The sequence below is a fragment of the Sphaerimonospora cavernae genome (assembly GCF_042435035.1).
Lineage (GTDB): Bacteria > Actinomycetota > Actinomycetes > Streptosporangiales > Streptosporangiaceae > Sphaerimonospora > Sphaerimonospora cavernae.
On record NZ_JBHMQT010000041.1, the window covers coordinates 46,803 to 67,852 of the forward strand.

At 68.8% G+C, this 21,050-nt stretch carries 16 protein-coding genes; 12 read left to right on the forward strand and 4 right to left on the reverse strand.

Going from position 1 to position 21,050, the window contains the following annotated elements; translation table 11 throughout:
- Positions 1-117 precede the first annotated feature (117 nt).
- Complete coding sequence (locus ACFHYQ_RS19235) at positions 118-2,877, reverse strand: transglycosylase domain-containing protein (RefSeq protein ID WP_394302539.1); 2,760 nt, start codon at positions 2,875-2,877, stop codon at positions 118-120.
- A 945-nt stretch (positions 2,878-3,822) separates the two neighbouring features.
- On the opposite strand from ACFHYQ_RS19235, the gene ACFHYQ_RS19240 reads away from it, so the two are divergent.
- On the forward strand, positions 3,823-4,464 hold the full coding sequence (locus tag ACFHYQ_RS19240) for a PadR family transcriptional regulator (protein ID WP_239089757.1): 642 nt from the start codon (positions 3,823-3,825) through the stop codon (positions 4,462-4,464).
- 17 nt (positions 4,465-4,481) lie between these two features.
- The gene (locus ACFHYQ_RS19245) at positions 4,482-5,561 is read left to right on the forward strand and encodes an inositol-3-phosphate synthase (protein ID WP_394302540.1); all 1,080 of its coding nucleotides are present in this window, start codon (positions 4,482-4,484) and stop codon (positions 5,559-5,561) included.
- Positions 5,562-5,641: 80 nt separating this feature from the next.
- On the opposite strand, the gene idi is transcribed toward ACFHYQ_RS19245, so the two are convergent.
- On the reverse strand, positions 5,642-6,226 hold the full coding sequence (idi, locus tag ACFHYQ_RS19250) for an isopentenyl-diphosphate Delta-isomerase (protein WP_394302541.1): 585 nt from the start codon (positions 6,224-6,226) through the stop codon (positions 5,642-5,644).
- Positions 6,227-6,308: 82 nt separating this feature from the next.
- On the opposite strand from idi, the gene ACFHYQ_RS19255 reads away from it, so the two are divergent.
- Entirely contained in the window at positions 6,309-7,625 is a 1,317-nt protein-coding gene (locus ACFHYQ_RS19255; protein WP_394302542.1) for an MFS transporter, read from the forward strand.
- Between the two features lie 53 nt (positions 7,626-7,678).
- Entirely contained in the window at positions 7,679-8,950 is a 1,272-nt protein-coding gene (locus tag ACFHYQ_RS19260; RefSeq protein WP_394302543.1) for an adenosylmethionine--8-amino-7-oxononanoate transaminase, read from the forward strand.
- On the opposite strand, the gene ACFHYQ_RS19265 is transcribed toward ACFHYQ_RS19260, so the two are convergent.
- Positions 8,951-10,387, reverse strand: a complete 1,437-nt coding sequence (locus ACFHYQ_RS19265; RefSeq protein WP_394302544.1) for a CCA tRNA nucleotidyltransferase — start codon at positions 10,385-10,387, stop codon at positions 8,951-8,953.
- A gap of 145 nt (positions 10,388-10,532) precedes the next feature.
- Here ACFHYQ_RS19265 and ACFHYQ_RS19270 point away from each other — a divergent pair, with 145 nt between their 5' ends.
- From ACFHYQ_RS19270 to trxA, 8 genes are all read left to right on the forward strand, one after another.
- A complete protein-coding gene (locus tag ACFHYQ_RS19270; RefSeq protein ID WP_394302545.1) occupies positions 10,533-11,069 on the forward strand; it encodes a hypothetical protein in 537 nt (178 codons plus the stop codon).
- Between the two features lie 46 nt (positions 11,070-11,115).
- Entirely contained in the window at positions 11,116-13,434 is a 2,319-nt protein-coding gene (locus tag ACFHYQ_RS19275; protein ID WP_394302546.1) for a DUF6049 family protein, read from the forward strand.
- A 62-nt stretch (positions 13,435-13,496) separates the two neighbouring features.
- On the forward strand, positions 13,497-15,095 hold the full coding sequence (murJ, locus tag ACFHYQ_RS19280; RefSeq protein ID WP_394302547.1) for a murein biosynthesis integral membrane protein MurJ: 1,599 nt from the start codon (positions 13,497-13,499) through the stop codon (positions 15,093-15,095).
- A gap of 274 nt (positions 15,096-15,369) precedes the next feature.
- A complete protein-coding gene (locus ACFHYQ_RS19285; protein WP_394302548.1) occupies positions 15,370-16,911 on the forward strand; it encodes a protein kinase family protein in 1,542 nt (513 codons plus the stop codon).
- Between the two features lie 9 nt (positions 16,912-16,920).
- On the forward strand, positions 16,921-17,565 hold the full coding sequence (gene sigM / locus ACFHYQ_RS19290; RefSeq protein ID WP_394302549.1) for an RNA polymerase sigma factor SigM: 645 nt from the start codon (positions 16,921-16,923) through the stop codon (positions 17,563-17,565).
- A complete protein-coding gene (locus ACFHYQ_RS19295) occupies positions 17,555-18,514 on the forward strand; it encodes an anti-sigma factor family protein (protein ID WP_394302550.1) in 960 nt (319 codons plus the stop codon). Before sigM ends, ACFHYQ_RS19295 begins: the two co-directional genes overlap by 11 nt.
- A gap of 141 nt (positions 18,515-18,655) precedes the next feature.
- Positions 18,656-19,585, forward strand: a complete 930-nt coding sequence (gene trxB / locus ACFHYQ_RS19300; protein ID WP_394302551.1) for a thioredoxin-disulfide reductase — start codon at positions 18,656-18,658, stop codon at positions 19,583-19,585.
- Between the two features lie 116 nt (positions 19,586-19,701).
- A complete protein-coding gene (gene trxA, locus ACFHYQ_RS19305) occupies positions 19,702-20,025 on the forward strand; it encodes a thioredoxin (protein ID WP_275408971.1) in 324 nt (107 codons plus the stop codon).
- Positions 20,026-20,179: 154 nt separating this feature from the next.
- Here the strand turns inward: trxA and ACFHYQ_RS19310 are convergent, their stop codons facing one another.
- The gene (locus tag ACFHYQ_RS19310) at positions 20,180-20,797 is read right to left on the reverse strand and encodes a GNAT family N-acetyltransferase (protein WP_394302552.1); all 618 of its coding nucleotides are present in this window, start codon (positions 20,795-20,797) and stop codon (positions 20,180-20,182) included.
- Positions 20,798-21,050 lie beyond the last annotated feature (253 nt).

A 21,050-nucleotide genomic window follows, 5' to 3' on the forward strand; every position in this document is an offset into this window, starting at 1 on the left:
CCTCCGCCGTTGGAGATCCCCGGTGCGTGCCGCTCGGCATGGCATGAGAGGGGGCCCACGGCATCGCTTCCGTGGGCCCCCTCACATCGGGAGCGGGTGCTCGCGGCCTACCCGGCGCTACCCGGCGCTGCCCCTGCGCTTGCCCGTCGATTGGACCGGCGTGGCCGCGACCGCGGCGGGAGCGCCGTTCCCGACCGGTTGGTCACCGCCGAAGGGCCGGCCGCCCTCACTCTGGAGTTCCAGGACACCGTCGTCGCCGCATGCCGGATCGTCCGGCAGGCACTGAGAATCGCTGGGCCCGGGCGGGGGGTCCGTCGGGAAGTCGTCGGTCGGGAAGTCGTCGGTCGGGAATTCGTCCGTGGGGAATTCGTCCGTCGGCTCCGGAGTCGGCGTCGGACTCGGCGCGATGTTCTCCGGCATGCCGATCCCCGCCTTCGGCGGGAACTGCTCGACCTGCTTGCCCTCATGGGCCGCCATCATGAAATTACGCCAGATGCTGGTCGGCGGACCCGCACCCTCGAACCCCAACGACGTCTCGAAGGGCTTGGAGTAAGGATTCGCCTCGCTGTACTTCTTGCTGGGTTTGCCGTTGGGCGTGACCGGGCAGTTGGCATGTATCGGTTGGACGATCTTTCCGCTCTTCGTCTTGCATTGCTCCCGGTACATGCCCACGGCGGTGGACAGTTGCGGGGTGAAGCCGACGAACCAAGCTTCTTTCTCGTCGTTGTTGGTGCCGGTCTTACCCGCGGCCGGACGGCCGATCCCCTTGCCCGCCGCGGTACCGCCCTTGAGGACCTGCTCCATCGCCACGACCGCGTCGGCGGCCGAGTCGGGAGAGATGACGTGCTTGACGTCCTTCTTCTCTGTGAGGACGACCGTCTTGCCCTGCTTGACCTCTTTGATCACGTGGTAGTCGACATGCTTGCCCTGATTGGCGAAGATCGAATATCCGGCGGCCTGCTCGACCGGGGTGACCAGGGCACTGCCGATGGAGAACTGATACTTGTGCTCCGCGATGTCCTTCTCCATCCGGTTCTTGTTGAGCCCCGCCTCCTCGACGATCTGCTTCACGGCGCTGAGCTCGCCGATCGTGTTGTTAACCTCATCCAGCCGGTACGCCATCGACGCGAAGGCGGTGTTGATCGAATGCGAGGTCGCGTAGATGGCGTCGATCGCCGGCGGAACGGAGTGGCCGTTGGTGATGCCGCCCTTGGCCTGACCGGGCAGTTCCTTCGGCACGGTCTGGTTGCCGGGCAGCCAGCTGTTGAGGCTGTAGCCGGCCTCCAGCCAGGCCGCCAGGACATACGGCTTGAACGCCGAGGCCGCCTGCTTCTTGGAGTCGAACGGCTCGTTCCAGGGGTCGGTGAGGTAGTCGTCACCCCCATAGATCGCCAGGACCTGGCCGTTTCTGGGATCAACGGCGGCAAGACCCGCGTGGAACTCCTTCGACATGCCCGACGTGACGCCCTTGACGGCTTTCTTTGCCTCCTGCATGAGCTTCTTGTCGAACGTGGTGTAGATCTTGAATCCACCGTTCTCGACCCTGTCGCGGTCGATGCCCCGATCATTCAGCTCATGAATGGCCTCGCTGATCATGTAACCCTTGAGGCCGCCGAACGCTTCGGACACCCGCTGCGGTTTCGGCTTGGGGAACTTGGCCGTGGCCGCGATGTCCGGATACTTGAGCTTGCCGTTCTCATCCGTCATGTGGGCCATGCCGTCTTTGATGACGTAGCTGAACCGCTCCTGGGTGCCGGCGAAGTTTCCCGCGTCCTCCTGCTTGTCGAAGTCGCCGGGCCGCTGGATGCGGCCGGCCAGGTAGGCCCCCTGGGCCACGGTCAGGTCCTTCGCGCTCTTGCGGAAGAACTCCTTGGCCGCTGCCTCGATGCCGTAGGTGTTGCGGCCGAAGGGCACCGTGTTCAGGTAGTACTCGAGGACCTTGTCCTTGGACCACTCCTTGTCCAGCTTCACCGAGATGAAGATCTCGGTGACCTTCCGCTTGATCGTCACATCTCGGTTGAGCGTGTCGAAGTAGTTGCGGGCCATCTGCTGGGTGATGGTGGAGCCGCCCTGGGTCTGCTGGCCGGTGGCCGTCATCCACACCGACCGGGCGATGCCCGTGAGGTCGATCCCGGAGTCCTCGTAGAAGCTGCGGTTCTCCGCGGCGACCACCGCGTCCCTGACGTGCTGGGGCACCTGGTCGATCGAGATCCTGGTCCGCTTGGTGCCGATTCGGGCGATCGGCGTGCCGTCCCGGTAGTAGAAGACGCTCCCCTGGGAGATCGCGGTCTCCTGTGCGTCCCGCTCCGAGGGCAGGTCGGTGTTCATGTAGCCGACAATGATCATGCCGAACACGCCGGCCGTGAGCACGGCACAGCTCGCCAGCACGATCTTCCAGCTCGGGACGAAGCGCTTCCAGCCGGAGCGACGCGGCTTCTCGTCGTCCTCGAAGTCATCGGGACCGTCCGGGCCACCCGGGTCTCGGGGGCCACGGCCACCGGGACCCTCCGGTCCGCGCCCACCCGGTCCGCCGGGGCCGTCCGGACCCTCCGAGCCACCTCGGCCACGTCCGGGTCTGCGCCGCCGCCCACCCGACGACATGATCTCCGTCTCCTGCGCCCCGAACTCTCGCCGGGGACCGCCGCCGGGGGGCATCCCCATCGCCCCTTGCGCGGTGATCTGGGTGCGCTCCTCACCACCCGTGCCGCCAGGACCACCGGGGCCGCCACCGGGCCTGCCGCCCGGGCCGGGGCGCCGAGCCGGCTCCGGAGGGCGTCCCGAGCCCTGTCGCCCCTGCCGATCCTGCGGTGGAGGCGGCGGTGCCGCGTTCATGGCCACCGCGTTCATGGCCGCCGTGTCCTCGAACGCCGCGTCCATGCGACGGCCGCCGGGCGCCTGCCGGGGCGGCATGCCGGGCCGTACGGCACGCTGGCCCGTTTGCGGGAGAGCGGCCTGGGGATGTGACGGGCCCTGCGGATTGGGTGCGGGACGGGGGCTGGGCGCTGGATTGGGCCGGGGGTTGGGATGGGGGTTGGGCGTGGGACGGGGATGGCGGGCCGTCGGCTGCCCCTCGTGTTGGTGATTGGGCTGCTGGGGATTGGGCTGCCGAGGGTGTGGTGGCCGAGGGTCTCGGCCGCGTCCGGCGGAGGGATCTCCGTACTCGTCGGTTTCCCGGGGCGTGCGACGGCGGCGCCCGGGTCGGGGCGATCCGTCGGGGCCCGAGGGATCCTCGGGGCGGCCGGTCGGCTCCGGTCCATAGCTGCTGTTAGTCACGCGTCCTCGTCAGGTCTTCGGGGAATTCGTCGATGTCGGCCGAGGGCCGGTGGGAGTTCCTCCTGAAGGTGGGGTCGCCCTGCAGAGAGGAGCCCGGGGATCGGCTGCCGGAGAGGCCGAACGAGACCGCCAGGTGGTTCCTGGAACAACCATGTCAGACCTCCGGTATGGAGACTTGGGATTCACCGTACTTTCGCCGCCACGGGATATGGGGTGCGGCGACGGCGACCTGGTCCACCAGGTGCGGCGATTCGTCCCGATAGGTCGGTGTGACATTGCTCACGTTGAAAGCGATGTGCGCCGGGCAGAGGTCTGTAGTTGTGGTTTCGATCGCGGCGGGCGTCGTCGAGGGCGGCCATCCGGTCGCCGGTGTCGGCGTGCCCCACCGGCCCGTCCCACCCGACCCGTTCGGCTGACCACTGCTTCCCCATAAGTGGTCAGATTACGGCGATTTGCTGAATCCTGCCCAATCGTTGACACGTTGCGCTATATAACGCGCCGACGTATTCTGCCGATGTATCGGCTCGATACATCGGTCAGGCATAGGAGGTGGTTCCAGTGACGGGCTCCGGTTCACGAAGCGCTCTTCTCGAGCTCGCCGTCCTGGGATCGCTGCACGAGACCCCGCTCCACGGCTATGAGCTGCGTAAACGGCTCAACACCCTGCTCGGGATGTTCCGTGCGTTCTCCTACGGGTCCCTGTACCCGTGTCTCCGCGGTCTACTGGGCGACGGCCTCATCACGGAGGAGGAGCCTCCGGAGGACACCGTCCTCGGCCGACGATCGAAGATCGTCTACAAGTTGACCGCGGAGGGCAAGGAGCGGCTGCACGAACTCCTCACCCAGGCGGGTCCGTCCGCCTGGGAGGACGAGAGCTTCGGCATCCACTTCGCCTTCTTCCGCCATGCCGAGGCGGAGGTACGGCTGCGCATTCTCGAGGGCCGCCGCAGCCGCCTGGAGGAACGACTCGAACGTGTCCGTACGGCGCTGGCCCGCACAAGGGAGCGGCTCGACCGCTACACCCTCGAGTTGCAGCACCACGGACTGGAGTCGGTCGAACGGGAGGTCCGCTGGCTCAACGAGCTCATCGACTCGGAACGGCGGAGCAGCGCCGCCGGCGAGGCCGCGGATCCCGCGCGAGCCGTGCAGGACAGAGATCAGAGGGCGGACTCGCCCGAGGCTGATGGATAAGTAAAGGAGCGAGTGCTATGGGTTCGGTGCGCGTAGCCATCGTCGGCGTGGGGAACTGCGCCGCTTCGCTGGTGCAGGGTGTCCACTACTACAGGGACGCGGATCCGAGCAGCCGAGTGCCGGGCCTGATGCACGTGCGCTTCGGCGATTATCACGTCGGAGACGTGGAGTTCGTCGCCGCGTTCGACGTGGACGCCAAGAAGGTCGGCCGAGATCTCTCCGAGGCGATCGTCGCCTCCGAGAACAACACGATCAAGATTTGCGACGTGCCGCCGCTCGGCGTCACCGTGCAGCGCGGACCCACCTTCGACGGTCTCGGCGAGTACTACCAGGAGATCATCGAGGAGTCCGACGAGAAGCCGGTGGACGTCGTCCAGGCACTCAGGGACGCCCGGGTCGACGTCCTGGTCTCCTACCTGCCGGTGGGCTCGGAGGAGGCCGACCGCTTCTACGCCCAGTGCGCGATCGACGCCAAGGTGGCGTTCGTCAACGCCCTGCCCGTCTTCATCGCCTCCGACCCGGAGTGGGCGGCCAAGTTCACCGAGGCCGGCGTCCCGATCGTGGGCGACGACATCAAGTCCCAGGTCGGCGCGACCATCACCCACCGCGTGATGGCCAAGCTGTTCGAGGACCGCGGGGTCGAGCTGCTGCGCACGTACCAGCTCAACTTCGGCGGCAACATGGACTTCATGAACATGCTGGAGCGCACCCGCCTCCAGTCCAAGAAGATCTCCAAGACGCAGTCGGTCACGTCGCAGATCCCGCACGAGATGGCCAAGGCCGACGTGCACATCGGCCCGTCCGACCATGTGCCGTGGCTCGACGACCGCAAGTGGGCGTACGTCCGCCTGGAGGGCCGTTCCTTCGGCGACACCCCGCTGAACCTGGAGTACAAGCTGGAGGTCTGGGACTCGCCCAACTCCGCCGGCATCATCATCGACGCGGTGCGCGCCGCCAAGATCGCTCTCGACCGGGGGATCGGCGGGCCGCTGCTGTCGCCCTCGTCGTACTTCATGAAGTCGCCGCCGGAGCAGTACTCCGACGACGCCGCCCGTGAAGCGGTCGAGAAGTTCATCCGCGGCGAGGCCGAGCGCTGAACCACGCCGCCGTGCCGTACGGTGCCCCGGCTCAGCCCGAGCCGGGGCGTTTCTGTTGCTGTGCCTCAGAGACGGGGCTGTCAGAGACGGGCGGCCGACGGCAGATCTGCCGGGTCGGCCACCGGCCAGGCCAGCGGGTCGGGGCCGAGCGAGACGAGCAGCGGCAACTGCTCCCCGGCCCACGGGGAGATCGGTATGTCGCCGCTCAGGACCTCGTCGACGTACTGCTTCCAGGGCAGCCAGCGGGCCGCGCCGACCTCCTCCGGGTTGGGCGTGGCATCCGACGAGGCGAGGACACGGAAGACGGGGCACATCTCGTTCTCCACGATCCCGTTGTCCATCACGGCGCGGTAGGCGAAGCGTGGCAGCAGCAGATCGACGGAGTCCACCCGCAGCCCCAACTCGAAGGAGAGCCGGCGCATCACCGCCGACCGGACCGGTTCGCCCGGCAGCGGGTGCCCGCAGCAGCTGTTGGTCCACTGGTCCGGCCAGGTGAGCTTGTGCCCGGCCCGCCGGGTCAGCAGCACCTGCCCGTGCTCGTCGAAGACGTAGCTGGAGAACGCGAGATGGAGCGGGGTCTCGGCGCCATGGATCGTCCACTTGGAAGCGGTGCCGATCGGGTTGCCCTCACCGTCGAGCAGTACGACATGTTCGTCAGCGGTCACGCCTCCGAGACTACGTGATCATGTTCTCATCTCAGGGATGTTCCCGATATCCGTGACCTGATCGCCCGCGTAGGCTGTGTGCGTGTCCTTCGTCTCGGATCTGCGCGTGCTCCTCGAGGGCCGGGACTTCCGCCGGCTTTTCGGCACCCGTCTCGTGTCGCAGTTCTCGGACGGGATCTTCCAGTTCGCGGTGGCGGGTTACGCGTTCTTCAGCCCGGAAAAGCAGGCCACGGCCGCCGAGATGGCCGTGGCCATGGCCGTGCTGTTCCTGCCGTACAGCGTGTTCGGGCCCTTCGTCGGCGTCCTGATCGACCGCTGGTCGCGGCGGCAGATCCTGGTCGTCGCGCCCCTCGTGCGGGGAACACTGCTGCTGCTGACGGCCGGTCTGGTGGCCTTGAGCGTCCCGGACGAGGCCTTCTACGGCGCGGCCCTCGCCGTGCTCGCCGTGAACCGGTTCTTCCTCGCGGCGCTCGGGGCGTCACTGCCCCACGTGGTGCCGCCGGAACGACTCATCATGGCCAACGCCATCACCCCCACGTCGGGCACGGTCCTCACCGCCGTCGGCATGGGCGTCGCGTTCCTGCTCCGCCTGATCTTCGGTTCGGGTCACGGGGGCACGGCGGCACTGCTCGTGATCTCCGGCCTGTCCTTCGGCCTGTCCGCGATCATCGCGGCGACCATGGAGCGTTCCCTGCTCGGGCCGGCGTACGACGCGGCGCGACCCCCGGCCGGCGAAGCCGTACGGATCGTCCTGCGCGGCCTCGCCGACGGCGCCCGGCATGTCGTACGGCGGCGCAGAGCGGCCGCGACCCTGGGCGCCATGGCCACCTACCGGCTCCTGTTCGGGATGTCGCTGGCGATGGCGGTCATGCTCTATCGCTACTACTTCACGACCGACGACGTGGATGCCGCGCTCAAGGGCATCACGCTGGTCGGCGCGGCGACGGGCGTCGGCTTCTTCCTGGCCATGCCGGTCACGCCGTGGGCGACCGACCGGTTCCGGATCGAGACGTGGGTTCCCGCCATGCTCACCGCCTGCGGGGTGGTGGAGTTCACACTGTTCGCGACCTTCCATGAGTGGGCGTTCATCGTCGCGGGCCTGCTGCTGGGCGTCGCCGGGCAGAGCGTGAAAATCTGCGCCGACACCGTCGTACAGCGGGATGTGGACGACGCCTACCTCGGCCGGATCTTCTCCATCTACGACATGCTGTTCAACGTCACGACCGTCATGGGCGCAGCGCTGGCGGCTGCGATGCTGCCACCGGACGGCAGGTCCTACCTGGCGCTGGGCGTGATCAGCGTCTGCTATCTGCTGGGCGCCCTGGCCTACCGGCTGATCGTCCCTGCCGCCGCCCCCGCGAGCCCGCCGTCGTCGCCGACTGAACGTCAGACCGCCTGACGCCGTACGCATCCACCAGGGTCGGAACGTACGCCCAGGTTAGGGTGGGTGCCGTGGAAGCTGAGGACATCCTGCGACTGGACCGCGAGCACGTCTGGCATCCGTACACCGCGGTGCCGTCCGGCGTGCCCGCGGCGGTGCCGTCCCACGTGCCCGTGCACGCGGTCCGCGCCGCCCATGGCGTACGGCTCACGCTCACGGACGGCCGGGAGGTCGTCGACGGCATGTCGTCGTGGTGGGCGGCCATCCACGGGTACAACCACCCGAGGCTGAACCAGGCCATCCGCGACCAGCTCGACGACATGGCCCACGTCATGTTCGGCGGCCTCACCCACGAGCCCGCCGTACGGCTCGCGCGGACGCTGGTCGAGCTGACCGGGCTGGACCGCGTCTTTCTGGCCGACTCCGGCTCGGTGGCCGTCGAGGTCGCGATCAAGATGGCCCTGCAGTACGCGGCGTCGACCGGCCACCCCGGCCGGACCAGGCTGTTCACCGTCCGGGGCGGCTACCACGGCGACACGTTCGGCGCGATGGCGGCCTGCGATCCGGTGAACGGCATGCACCACCTGTTCTCCGGCGTGCTGCCGAGCCACGTCTTCGGACCTGTTCCACCGGCCGGGTACGACGAGGCCTACCTGGCGGAGCTGTCCGCACTCGTGGCGGCGCACGCGGGCGAGCTGGCCGCGATCATCGTCGAGCCGATCGTGCAGGGCGCCGGAGGCATGCGCTTCTATCACCCGGCCTACCTGCGGCGGCTGCGCGAACTGGCCGACGAGCACGGCATCCTGCTGATCGCCGACGAGATCGCGACCGGTTTCGGCCGCACCGGGGAGCTGTTCGGCTGCGACCACGCCGGGATCCGCCCCGACATCATGTGCCTGGGCAAGGCGCTGACCGGCGGATACCTGACGCTCGCCGCGACCCTGTGCACGGCGCCGGTGGCCGACGCCATCGGCGTGCTGATGCACGGGCCGACCTTCATGGGCAATCCGCTCGCGACGGCGGTCGCCGGCGCCTCACTCGACCTGCTGGGCGAGCGTCCGTGGCGGGAGGAGGTCAAGCGGATCGAGGCCGGGCTGCTCGACGGCCTCGCGCCGACCGCCGGGCACCCCGGGGTGCGTGACGTCCGGGTCCTCGGCGCGATCGGGGTGATCGAGATGGTCGACCCCGTCGATGTCGCCAAAATTCAGGACATCGTGATGCGCCAGGGCGTCTGGCTCCGACCGTTCGGCCACCTGATCTACACGATGCCGCCCTACGCCTGCACCCCCGACGACATCACGACCATCACCAAAGCCATGGTCACCGCCGCCACATCAGGGTGATCATGGCAGGAGGTCGTTGTCGCGGGCCCACTTGAGCAGGGACTCGCGGGCGGCCTCCTTGCCGATCACCCCTTCATCCATGCGGATCTCCAGCATGTGCTTGTAGGCCTGGCCGATCACAGGGCCCGGGGGGAGCCCGAGGATCTCCTGGATCTCGTTGCCGTCCAGCTCCGGCCGGATCTTGGCGAGCTCCTCCTCCTCCGCCAGCCGGGCGATGCGCTCCTCGAGCTGGTCGTAGGTCCGCGACAGCGCCGCCGCCTTGCGCTTGTTGCGGGTCGTGCAGTCGGCCCTGGTCAGCTTGTGCAGCCGCTCCAGCAGGTGCCCGGCGTCGCGCACGTACCGCCGGACCGCGCTGTCGGTCCACCCCGCCGTGCCGTACCCGTGGAAGCGCAGGTGCAGCTCCACCAGCCGCGACACGTCGGCCACGACGTCTTTGGGGAAGCGCAGCTCGGTCAGCCGCTTCTTCGTCATCTGCGCCCCCACCACCTCGTGATGGTGGAACGAGACCCGGCCGCCCGGCTCGTTGCGGCGGGTCTTCGGCTTGCCGATGTCGTGCAGCAGCGCGGCCCACCGCAGCACCCGGTCCGGGCCGCCGGTCTCCAGGCCGATGGCCTGCTCGAGCACGATCAGCGTGTGCTCGTAGACGTCCTTGTGCCGATGGTGCTCGTCGATCTCCAGCCGGAGCTTCGGCAGCTCGGGCAGGACGTGGGCGGCCAGACCGGTCTCGACGAGCAGCGACAGCCCGGCTCGCGGCCGCGCCCCCAGCAGCAGCTTGTCGAGTTCGTCCCGGATGCGCTCGGCGGACACGATCTCGATCCGGCCCGCCATTTCGGCCATCGCCTCGACCACTCCGGCGTCCACGCTGAAGCCGAGCTGTGAGGCGAACCTGGCGGCCCGCAGCATGCGCAGCGGGTCGTCGTCGAACGACTGCTCCGGGCTGGCCGGCGTACGCAGCACCTTCGCGGCGAGGTCGGGCAGCCCTCCGTGAGGGTCCACGAACTCGTGGCTCGGCAGCCGGACCGCCATCGCGTTGACCGCGAAGTCACGGCGGGCGAGGTCGCCGTCGAGCGTGTCGCCGTACTCCACGTCGGGCTTGCGCGACGCCGGATCGTACGACTCGGTGCGATATGTGGTGATCTCGAGCAGCCAGCCGCCTTTGCGGACGCCGACGGTGCCGAAGTCGATCCCGATCGTCCACACCGCGTCGGCCCAGTCTTTGACGATCTCCAGCACCTGTTCCGGACGGGCGTCCGTCGTCAGGTCGAGATCGTTGCCGATGCGGCCGAGGAAGACGTCACGCACGGAGCCGCCGACCAGGGCCAGCTCGTGCCCGCGCGCCACGAACAGCTCGCCGAGTTCGTCGGCCACGGGAGCGAGCCGACGAAACAGCTCGTCGACGGCTCGCCGCTGGCTCTCGGTCAGATTTGAAACGGACACGGCTGGGTAGGTCCTTCGGTCACGGAACAGGTTCTCCCCCCGAATGCCCTTTGGTGTCACCTAGGGGAGACATACACCTAGCGAGCACCAGGGACACCCCCTGAGGTCGGTTCGGGAGCGCTGGACGACGCAAGGAGCACACGAGATGAAGGACGCTCTCGCGATTCACCGCCGGCTCCTCGCCCGCCAGATCCACCATGAGATCGTACGTCTTCCGCGGCCCTTGACATGCGCCGACGAACTCCCTGAGATGCTCGATGCGACTCCTGAGGCGTGTGCCCGCGTTTCCGTTTTCGAAGTGCCGACCCGCGGCCGCATGGAGCCGGTGGCCGTGGTCGGGGCCGTCGCCGCCCACCCCACGCCGCAGGCCGTCGGAGCGGTGCTGCACGCCCGTGACGTACGGCCGGCCTCGTCGTTCCTGGTGAACTCGGTCACCGACTATCCCGACCGGCTGGTCTGCCCGCTGCTGCTCCCCGACGATCTCAGGGTCCTCGTCGACCAGCGCATGGTCGAGCATCTCGATCCGGGCGAATTCGTGCACACCCCCACGGGCGAGCGCCGTACGGCGCTGCGGATCCGGGCATTTCACCTTTTCAACCTGATATCGGGCAAGCGTGTAGATCTTGAAACAGCACGTCGGACGGGACTCGTGAGGCTGGCCAGTCCTATGCGGACGGCATAGGCCATAGCATTCTGGGCGTGCGCCGTTCCTCATCGCCGGCCCGCGCATGATCCGTAAGGCCGCGCTGCTGACCCTGCTGACCGCCGTGCTCGCTCCCGCGGGCATGGCCGGTACGGCTGTCGCCGCTTCGAGCCGCCATGCGGCGGGCACGGCTGCCGTGACCGCGGTGGCCGCCACGGCGCCGATGGACCCCCTCGTCGTGGAGAAGGTCACGCCGGAGATCCCACGTGAGGCCGCCACATCCATCACGATCTCCGGCACCGTGACCGGGACGCCCCAGTCGTCGGTACAGGTCCGGATCCATTACTCGCCGGGCCGGCCGTTCGCGACGCGGGCCGAGCTGGCGACCTTCCTGGGCGACGACGGTTACGTCACGACGAACTGGCGGACGAAGATCCAGGTCACCCAGCTCGACCAGTCGGGGAAGCTGCCCTTCGAGTTCAGCGTGACGCCGCAGGAGCTGGGCATGTCACGCGCCGGGGTCTTTCCCCTGGCCATCGAGGTCCTCGACGCCGTGACCGGACAGCGGGTCGCGATCGACCGGACGGTCCTGCCGTACGTGCCCGCGGACGCCGAGCAGATCCCCAAGGTCAGGCTGGCACTCGCGATGCCGATCGTCGACCGTCCCCACCGGGCGGACGACAGCACGTTCATGGACGACGACCTGCGCGGATCGGTCGCCTCCGGCCGCCTGGCCAACCTGCTGAAGCTGGTCAAGACGAGCCACGAGACCGTGACCTGGTTCGTCGATCCCGCCCTGCTGGAGGACGTGCGCCTGACGTCCGCCGGGTCGTACACGATCAAGACGAGCGACGGCATCCGGCGCGCGGCCGCCGACCCCGCGGCCGGCAAGTGGCTCGACGACCTGCGCACCGCCCTGTCCGGCAAGCCGGTGCTGGCCACGCCGTACGCCGATCCGGACCTGGCGGCGCTGGTGCACAACAAGCTGGACGAGCCCGCCGTCGCGGCGATACGGCGGGGCTCGAGCGTGGCCTCCGATGTGCTCGGCAGGGAGGTCCCGACATCTACGACATGGCCCGCCGGCGGGCGGCTCGACCGCGACACCCTCGACGAACTGGCGATGTCCGGGGTGAAGTCGGTCCTGCTGTCCGGCGACGCGTTCCTGTCGCCGCCCCCGGACGACACCGGAACCGCCCAAACCGGGACACCACAGACCGGCACCACCCCGTCCACGCCCGACGCCGCGCTGCGGGTCGACACCGTGGCCGAGACCCCGGTGACCGCGCTGCTCACCGACCCCGCCCTGGGCCAGATCCTCGGCGCCGACGTCTCCGCCGCCGGCGGCGCCATGCTGGCCCGTCAGCGGTTCCTCGGCGAGACCGCGATGATCGCCTTCGAGGAGACCGGCCAGCCGGGACAGGAGGGACAGGCGGGACAGGCGGCGGAGCCGGGGCGCGCTCAGCCGGCCCGGACGGTCGTCGCCGTGCCCGAGACACGGACCTGGAACCCCGACCCCGCGTTCGTTTCCTCCCTGCTGCAGGCGGCCGCCGGCGCCCCCTGGCTGCGGATGACTTCGCTCGACTCGGTGAAGCCGACCCGGGCGGCACGCTCCGATTTCAGCTACACCGACCAGGACAGGCAGGCCGAGCTGCGCAACTCCTACCTGGGCACGGTGCGCAGGCTCGGGCAGGAAGCCGACGCGGTGTCCACGGTCACCACGAAGCATGACCAGCTCTTCCACGGGGCCATCCTGCGGCTGACCGCGGCCGCATGGCGGACCGACCGCAAGCGGGCGCACGCCTTCGCCAAGCAGGTGGAGTCCTCGATCGACGACCGCCTCCGCAGGGTGTCGGTGATCGACACGCCCAGGGCCGTGGCCGGCGCGGACGGCCAGGTGCCGGTCAGCGTGGCGAACAAGCTGGACAGCGACGTCACCATCAAGATCCGTGTGACGTCCGACGATGCGGCGCGCCTCGCGATCGACGTCTCGGGAGGGGTGTACGAGACCGAGCCCATCACCGTGCTGCGCGACCGCACCCAGCTCGTGAATGTGCCGGTGACCGTGCCGGGGGGTGGCGGAGGCGAGGCGACCATCTCCGTCCAGGTCCTGACGGCGGAGGGCAAGCGGTACGGCAAGGCGGTGCACGTGACCGTCCGGGCCACCGACTACACCGGCATCGCCGTCGTCATCGTGGGGGCCGCCCTGGTCATCATGCTGGCCGCGGTCGTGATGCGCATCCTGCGTCGCCGGTCACGCAGGGCCTTCCCGTTCAGCGCGCCCGATGGCGGCCCCGCGCCGCCGGACGCGACGCCATCCGATGCGGCACCGTCCGGTCAGGCGCCGCCCGGTCAGGCTCGGGCCGTACCGGTCGAGGTCGAGCGGGGGGACAAGCCCCCGGCATAGTTGGTCGTGGTCGCCGAAGGAGTCCTCGGCGAAGGCCGTCCGTCGCGAGCTGAAGGAATGACATGAGCAGGATGCTCCGAGCCGGTGCGATCATGGCGGCCGGCACGATGGTCTCGCGGCTCACCGGCTTCCTCCGTACGGCACTGCTCGCGGCGGCCATCGGCACCTGGGCGCTCGGCGACGCCTACAACGCGGCCTACATGATCCCGCTCATCCTGTTCGATCTCCTGCTGCAGGGCGTGCTGAGCAGCGTGATCGTCCCACTGATCGTCCGGGCGCAGCAGAACGACTCCGACGGCGGGCAGGCCTTCGAGCAGCGACTGATGACGCTGGCGGTGGTCGTGCTGGCCGGGGTCGCCGTGGTCGGCGTGCTACTCGCCCATCCGATCATGGAGCTCTACACGGCGGCGAACTGGTCGGCGCACAAGGTCGACGTGGCCGCCACGCTGGCGAGGTTCCTGCTGCCGCAGATCGCGCTCCTCGGCATCGGGGCCATGGCCGGGGCGATCCTGAACACCCGCGACAGGTTCGGCGCCCCCATGTGGGCACCGGTACTCAACAACATCGTGCAGATCGGCATGCTGGTCGCCTACCTGAAGATCGGCACAGCCGACATCGAGAAGGTGACCTACGGGCAGCTCGCGCTGCTGGGGCTCGGCACCACGGCGGGCATCGTCGCCCAGACGATCGTGCTCGTCATCGCGCTGCACCGGGTCGGGTTCCGGTTCCGGCCGCGGCTGGACCTGCGCGGCAGCGGCCTCGGTCAGGCGGCCAGGATGGCGGTCTGGACGTTCGTCTATGTCGGCGTGACCCAGGTCGGTTTCTGGGTGACGACCAAGCTCTCCACGGGGGCAGGCGGCCAGGCGGCGGGAGCCGGCAACAGCGCCTACGCCTACGCCTACCAACTCTTCCAGCTCCCGTACGGAATCATCGCGGTGTCGGTGATCACGGCGATGCTGCCGCGGATGAGCAGGTACGTCGCCGAGGGGGACCTGGACTCCGCGCGCGCGGAGTTCGCCTCGGGGGTGCGGCTGGTGTCAGCGGTGATCGTCCCGTCGAGCCTGCTGCTGCTGGTGCTCGGCCCGGCGGTCACCACAGTGATCTTCTCGTGGGGGCGCATGACCGTGGACAGCGCCCTGTACATCGGCTATGTGCTGATGGTCTTCGGGCTCGCGCTGGTGCCGTTCTCGATCTTCCAGCTTCTACTGCGGGTCTTCTACAGCTTCGGCGACACCCGTACCCCGGCCGCCATCGCCGGGGTAAATGTCGCGATAAGCGCAACTTTAAGCCTCATCGCGTATTTCGTTCTTCCGGTGCGGTACATCGTGATCGGAATGGCGTTCTCTTTCTTGATCACGTATGTCATCGGGAGTGGGGTCGCGTGGACGCTGGCGAGCCGGCGGACCGGCGGGCTGGGCGGCCGGGAGGTCATGGCCGGACTGTCGAGGATGTTCGTCGCGGCGATCCCGGCTTCCGCGGTCGCGCTGGCCGTGCTCTGGCTGGTCCGGGAGATCGCCGGGATCACCGCGGTCAGCTCGGCGGTCGTCCTCGCCGTGGGCGGCGGGGCGGGCCTGCTGCTCTACCTGCTGACAGCCCATCGGATGCGGGTCCCCGAGGTCGGTTCCATCATTGGACTTGTGGCGAGCCGGGTAGGACGGTAGGAGTCCTCAAACGTGATCGACAGATCGAAGGCGGCCCGAATGTCCGATTCGGAGGTCTTCGATCGGGAAGGCGGGCAGGACCGGCATCCTACTGAGGAGTGCCCCGTATATCTTCGCCGCGGCCGCAGCAGGCAAGAAGATCTACGGGGCATGACCTAGCATGGTGCGCCTAGGAATCAACCGTTGAGAGCGGCGAGCGGAAGCGGGAAGGCGTGGGCGAAACCACCCGGCATCGGCTGATACATGCCGATGGGCCGCGGATCGAGGCGGCCGCATGAGCATGTCCGCGGTCGAACCCGGCACCCGGCTGGCTGACCGGTTCCGCCTGGAGGACCGGGTCGACGAGTCCGGCGGCGCGACCCTCTGGAAGGCCATCGACGAGATCCTCGCCAGGCCGGTCGCCGTGCACACGTTCTCGCCGGAGTTCGCCCGTGTCACCGAGGTGGTGACCGCGGCGCGGCTGGCGAGCCGCCTCACCGATCCCCGGCTCACCCAGGTCTTCGACGCCGCGGACGAGGACGGCACGGCCTATGTGGTGAGCGAGTGGGTCAGCGGGGAGTCTCTGCTCGACCTGCTGTCGAACGGGGCCGTCGAACCCGAACGCGGGGCCGCCCTGGTAGCCGAGGCCGCCGAGGCGCTGGCCCACGCCCACGAGGCGGGGCTCACCCACCTGCACCTCACGCCCGAGCGCCTCATGTGGACCACGGGTGGCACCGTCAAGCTGCTCGGTCTCGCCGTGGACGCCGCGATCCTCGGTCTGGAGGCGGGGGAGGACGCCGCCCGCGAGGACGCGGAGGGCCTGGGCCGGCTGCTCTACGCCGCGGTGACCGGTCACTGGCCCGGTGAAGAGGACTGCGGCCTGCCCGCCGCCCCCACGGACGACGGCAAGATATGCACGCCCCGTCAGGTCACGGCCGGAGTCCCCGGCTATCTCGACGCCATCACCTGCCGTGCGCTGCTGCAGGAGCCCAAGCGGGGGCGGCCGCCGCTCTCGACTCCCGCCGAGGTGGCCGAGGCCCTCGCCGAGGTGCCGCGGCCGGCTCCCGCGCCGGTGACCACCGCCCCGCCCGCGCTGAACCTGCGTGACGGGGCCCCGGACGGGATGACCGCCTCCCCGGCCCAGCCCCCACCGCTGGGTCCGACGCCTGACTGGAACTCCGGGCCCGCCTGGAACGGCTCCAGCTGGGGCACGGGCGGGCCGCAGCAGACCACCGGCACCGCGAGCAAGATCCTGCTCACCGTCATCGTTCTGCTGGTCATGGCCGCCGTCGGCGTCGGCGCGTGGACCGTGGGCAAGAACCTGGGCAACGCGCCGAAGACCACCCGGTCGGCTGAGCCGTCCCAGTCGGCCGCCACGCACAAGCCGGTGACCGTCAAGCCGGTGAGCGCGACCGGATTCGACCCGCTGGGCGACGACAAGGTCGAGAACCCGGATCTCGCCCCCCTCGCCGTCGACGGCAAGCCCTCCACCGAATGGCACACGACGAGCTACAACAGTGCCGACCTGGGCCGTCTCAAAGACGGCGTCGGCCTGATCCTCGACATGGGCAAGCCGATTCCGATCTCTGACGTGGCCGTCTCCCTGGGCAGCGCCCCCGGCGCGAGTGTCCAGTTGAAGGTGGGCGACGCCGCTGATCTCGGCTCGTTGAAGACGGTCGCCAAGGCCGAGAACACCTCCGGTTCCGTGACCCTCACCCCGGACAAGGCCACGACCGGGCAGTACGTTGTGATCTGGTTTACGCGTCTTCCGCCCTATGAGGGCAAGTATCGTGGCACCATTTACGAGGTAACGGTTCATTCTCCCGGATCGGCATAGCAGGGCCTTGTGAATTCCCCACCAGACAATCCCCCAACGGCTGAGCGCGCCGTACGGCCGGCGCCGTCGGATGCCGATCTGCTGGCCCGCCACATCGGCGGGGATCCGCACGCGTTCAGCGAGATCGTCAAGCGCCACCGCGACCGCATGTGGGCGGTCGCCCTGCGGACGCTCGGCGACCCCGACGAGGCGGCCGACGCCGTACAGGACGCCTTCGTCTCCGCGTACCGCAAGGCGGAGAGCTTCCGCGGCGAGGCCGCCGTCACGACCTGGCTGCACCGGATCGTGGTCAATGCCTGCCTCGACCGGATGCGCCGCAAGACGATCCGGCCGGTCGCCGACGACGAGTTGATCGAGGCCGCGGAGCGGGACGCCCCGCTGACCGACCAGGCCGGCGAGCGCGATGTGTCGCTGGAGGTCACCGCCGCGCTCAAGCTGCTGCCCGCCGACCAGCGGGCGGCCTTGGTGCTTGTGGACATGATGGGCTACTCGGTGGACGACGCCGCCGCCGTGCTCGGCGTGCCCGCCGGGACCGTGAAGAGCCGCTGCGCCCGCGGCCGAGCGAAACTTGTCCCGGTTCTTGCTCATCTACGGAACCGAACTGACTTGTCCCGCGTCTCATCCGGGAAGGGAGCAGAACTTCGTGACGGGTGACACGCATTACGACCTGGAGGTTCTCGCCGAACTGGCGGAAGGCCTCCTAGACGACACCACGGCCCGGCGGGTCCGCGAGCATCTCGCGGTCTGCGACCCCTGCGGGGAGAGCCTGGCCGACCTGGCTTCGGTTCGCGAACTCCTGGCGGCGGTTCCGGTGCCGGCGATGCCGCTGGGTGTCGCGATGCGAATCGACAGGGCGCTGGCCGCCGAGGCGCCGGACTGGGACCGCCTCATGGCGGACGCGCCATGGGAGACGAAGCCCCAGACTCAATCGGCACAGTCCCAAACGGCACAGAATCGATCGACACCGGTCCGGCCGGAACGGCCCTGGCTGGAGGTCGTTCCGGAACCGGAGCCCCTCTCCGTCAGCCCCGTTTCGAACGGTTCTGTCCCGGCCGAACCGGCGCCCGTCCCGTTGGGCGTGGTCGCCGAGGACGGGACGATCGTGCCGGCCAGGCGCGGGAAGACCTCGCGCCGCCGCCTCTGGGCGATGCCGGTCGCGGTCGCCGCGGCCACCGCCGTCGTCGCCGGGGCGGCCGGGCTGGTGAACAGCCTGCTCCCCTCTGGCGGCACGCCGCCGCGGAACACGGTGGCACAGGGGACCTCGAGCACCGAGCCGACCAAGACCCACCAGGCACAGGTGGCCTACTCGGTCTACGCGAGCGGCTACAACTACACGAGCAGCGAGCTGGGCGGACCACTGGTGGACTACTTCGGCCCCGCGCCGATCTTCGGCAGCGCCGACGACGGCCTCGACAAGTGCGTGAAGCGGTTCTCCAACCAGCTCGACCGCAAGCCCATCGGCGTGGACAAGGCCTTCTACAACGGCAACGAGGCCACGATCATGGCCTTCTGGGAGGACAAGACGATCAACGCGGTCCGGGTGGTCGTCGTGGACGACAACTGCAAGACCCTGCGGCCCGAGGGTCTCGCCACCTGGCGCTGACCCCTCGTGTGATCCCGCGAAGCCCGCCGCGAACCGCGGCGGGCTTCGCCCTTTCCGTCGGTCATTTAGGAGAAGGGAATCGGCGGGTCCTAGGATCGGTTGAGGCCAGTACAACCGCAGGATCTCGGGAAGGCGAGTCCGTTGAGCGACGTCCGTAATGTGATCATCATCGGGTCGGGCCCGGCCGGCTACACCGCCGCCGTCTACGCGGCACGCGCCGATCTCAAGCCACTCGTGTTCGAGGGCTCGGTGACCGCCGGTGGCGCCCTGATGAACACCACAGATGTGGAGAACTTCCCGGGCTTTCCCGACGGGATCATGGGGCCGGACCTGATGGACAACTTCCGCAAGCAGGCGGAGCGGTTCGGGGCCGAGCTGGTGGCCGACGACGTGATCGAGGTCGACCTCAAAGCCGATCCCAAGGTGGTGAAGACCTACACCGACACCTTCCACGCCAAGGCCGTGATCCTGGCGACCGGGTCGGGCTACCGCGAGCTGGGCCTGGCCAACGAGAAGCGCCTGTCCGGCCGCGGCGTCTCCTGGTGCGCCACCTGCGACGGTTTCTTCTTCCGCGACCAGGACATCGTGGTCGTCGGCGGCGGTGACACCGCGATGGAGGAGGCGACCTTCCTCACCCGGTTCGCCCGATCTGTCACCGTCATCCACCGGCGCGACACGCTGCGCGCCAGCAAGATCATGCAGGACCGCGCGTTCGCCGACGAGAAGATCCGCTTCGTCTGGGACAGCGAGGTCGCCGACATCCTCGGTGAGGAACGGGTCTCCGGAGTCCGCGTCAGGAACGTGAAGACCGGCGAGGAGACCGAGTTGGCCGTGGCGGGCGTCTTCATCGCCATCGGCCACGATCCGCGTACGGAACTGGTCAAGGGCCAGGTGGCACTCGATGAGCAGGGCTACATCGCTGTGGAGTCGCCCAGCGCGCGGACCGACGTCGAGGGCGTGTTCGCGGCCGGCGACGTGGTCGATCACTCCTATCGTCAGGCCATCACCGCCGCCGGGACGGGCTGCGCAGCTTCCATCGACGCCGAACGCTGGCTCGCCGGGCACAACTGACCGGCAGGGCTTGTACGGCCCCGGACCGGACGGGCCGTACGGGAATGCGGGGGCGATCCCTGCGGTTGGAACCCAACCACACGCATCCCGACCACACACATCAAGGGAGAGATACCTTGGGCGCCATCAAGAGCGTGACCGACGCCGACTTCGAGGCCGAGGTCCTCAAGAGCGACAAGCCCGTCCTCGTCGATTTCTGGGCCGAGTGGTGCGGTCCCTGCCGCCAGGTCGCACCCATCCTGGAGGAGATCGCGACGGAGCAGGCCGAGAAGCTGACGATCGTCAAGCTGAACATCGACGAGAACCCGCAGACGCAGCGCGACTACAACGTGCTTCAGATCCCGACGATGAACGTCTACAAGGGTGGAGAGGTCGTGAAGCAGATCATCGGCGCCAAGCCGAAGGCCATGCTGCTCCGCGAGCTCGAAGACGTCCTCTGACGGGTCTCCTCCCGCGCATCGAAGCCCCTCTCCCCGGCGGTGGCCTACCGAACGGTGGCAGGGGCTTCACCGTTTCCCAGCGAATTCCCCCGCATGACGGCGGTGATGGGACCGGAGTCGTGCGGGCCGTACATGACGACCATCTGAGGACGACTCAGACGGGCCGAAGCGCTCGCTCCGGCGACATGGACCCCAGCAGCCTCTCCAGCGCCACCTCGACGTCCTCACGCCACGAGACGGCCGTCTTGAGCTCCAGGCGGAGCCGGGGGAAGCGCAGGTGCGGGCGCACCGTCTTGAACCCGACCGCGAGCAGGTACTCGGCGGGCAGCACACAGCCCGGCTGCTCCCACTTCAGGTCGCCGAACGCCTCGATCGCGCGCACACCCCGGCGGGTGAGATCCTTGGCGACCCCCTGGACGAGCATCCGGCCGAGCCCACCCCCGGAGAACTCAGGAACGATGTGCGCGGTCATCAGCAGCACGGCATCGGAACTCACCGGCGAGGTCGGGAACGCCACCGAGCGCGGCACGTAGAGCGGCGGGGCGTAGAGCACGAAACCGGCCGCTGCCCCGTCCACGTAAGCGATCTTTCCGCAGCTCCCCCACTCCAGCAGGGTCGCGGACATCCACGCCTCCTTCTCCAGGCCCGGGTCGCCGACCTCCGCGGCGCGTTCGCCGCTCACCGGGTCGAGTTCCCAGAACACGCAGCGCCTGCACCGGCGTGGCAGGTCATCGAGATTGTCAAGGGTGACGTTGACCAGCCGACGCGACACGTGATGCCCCAATCCCCGCCCAGGAGTCTTGCCAGAAAAGCGCGCGAATACGGCGTCTCCAGGTCGCATCGTAACCCAGTGATCGGGCCCGGGCGGGTAGCCGACACGAACGTCCGCCGCATCCGTTGTTCCGTACGTTCCCTTTTCCAACGGGGTGAATGCCGATCGTCCGGATGGGAACTCCGCACACCCGTGGCATGGAAGGGCGAGCAGAGGAACGGTTGGTCGCCAACACCCTGGTGTTATCGGCGTG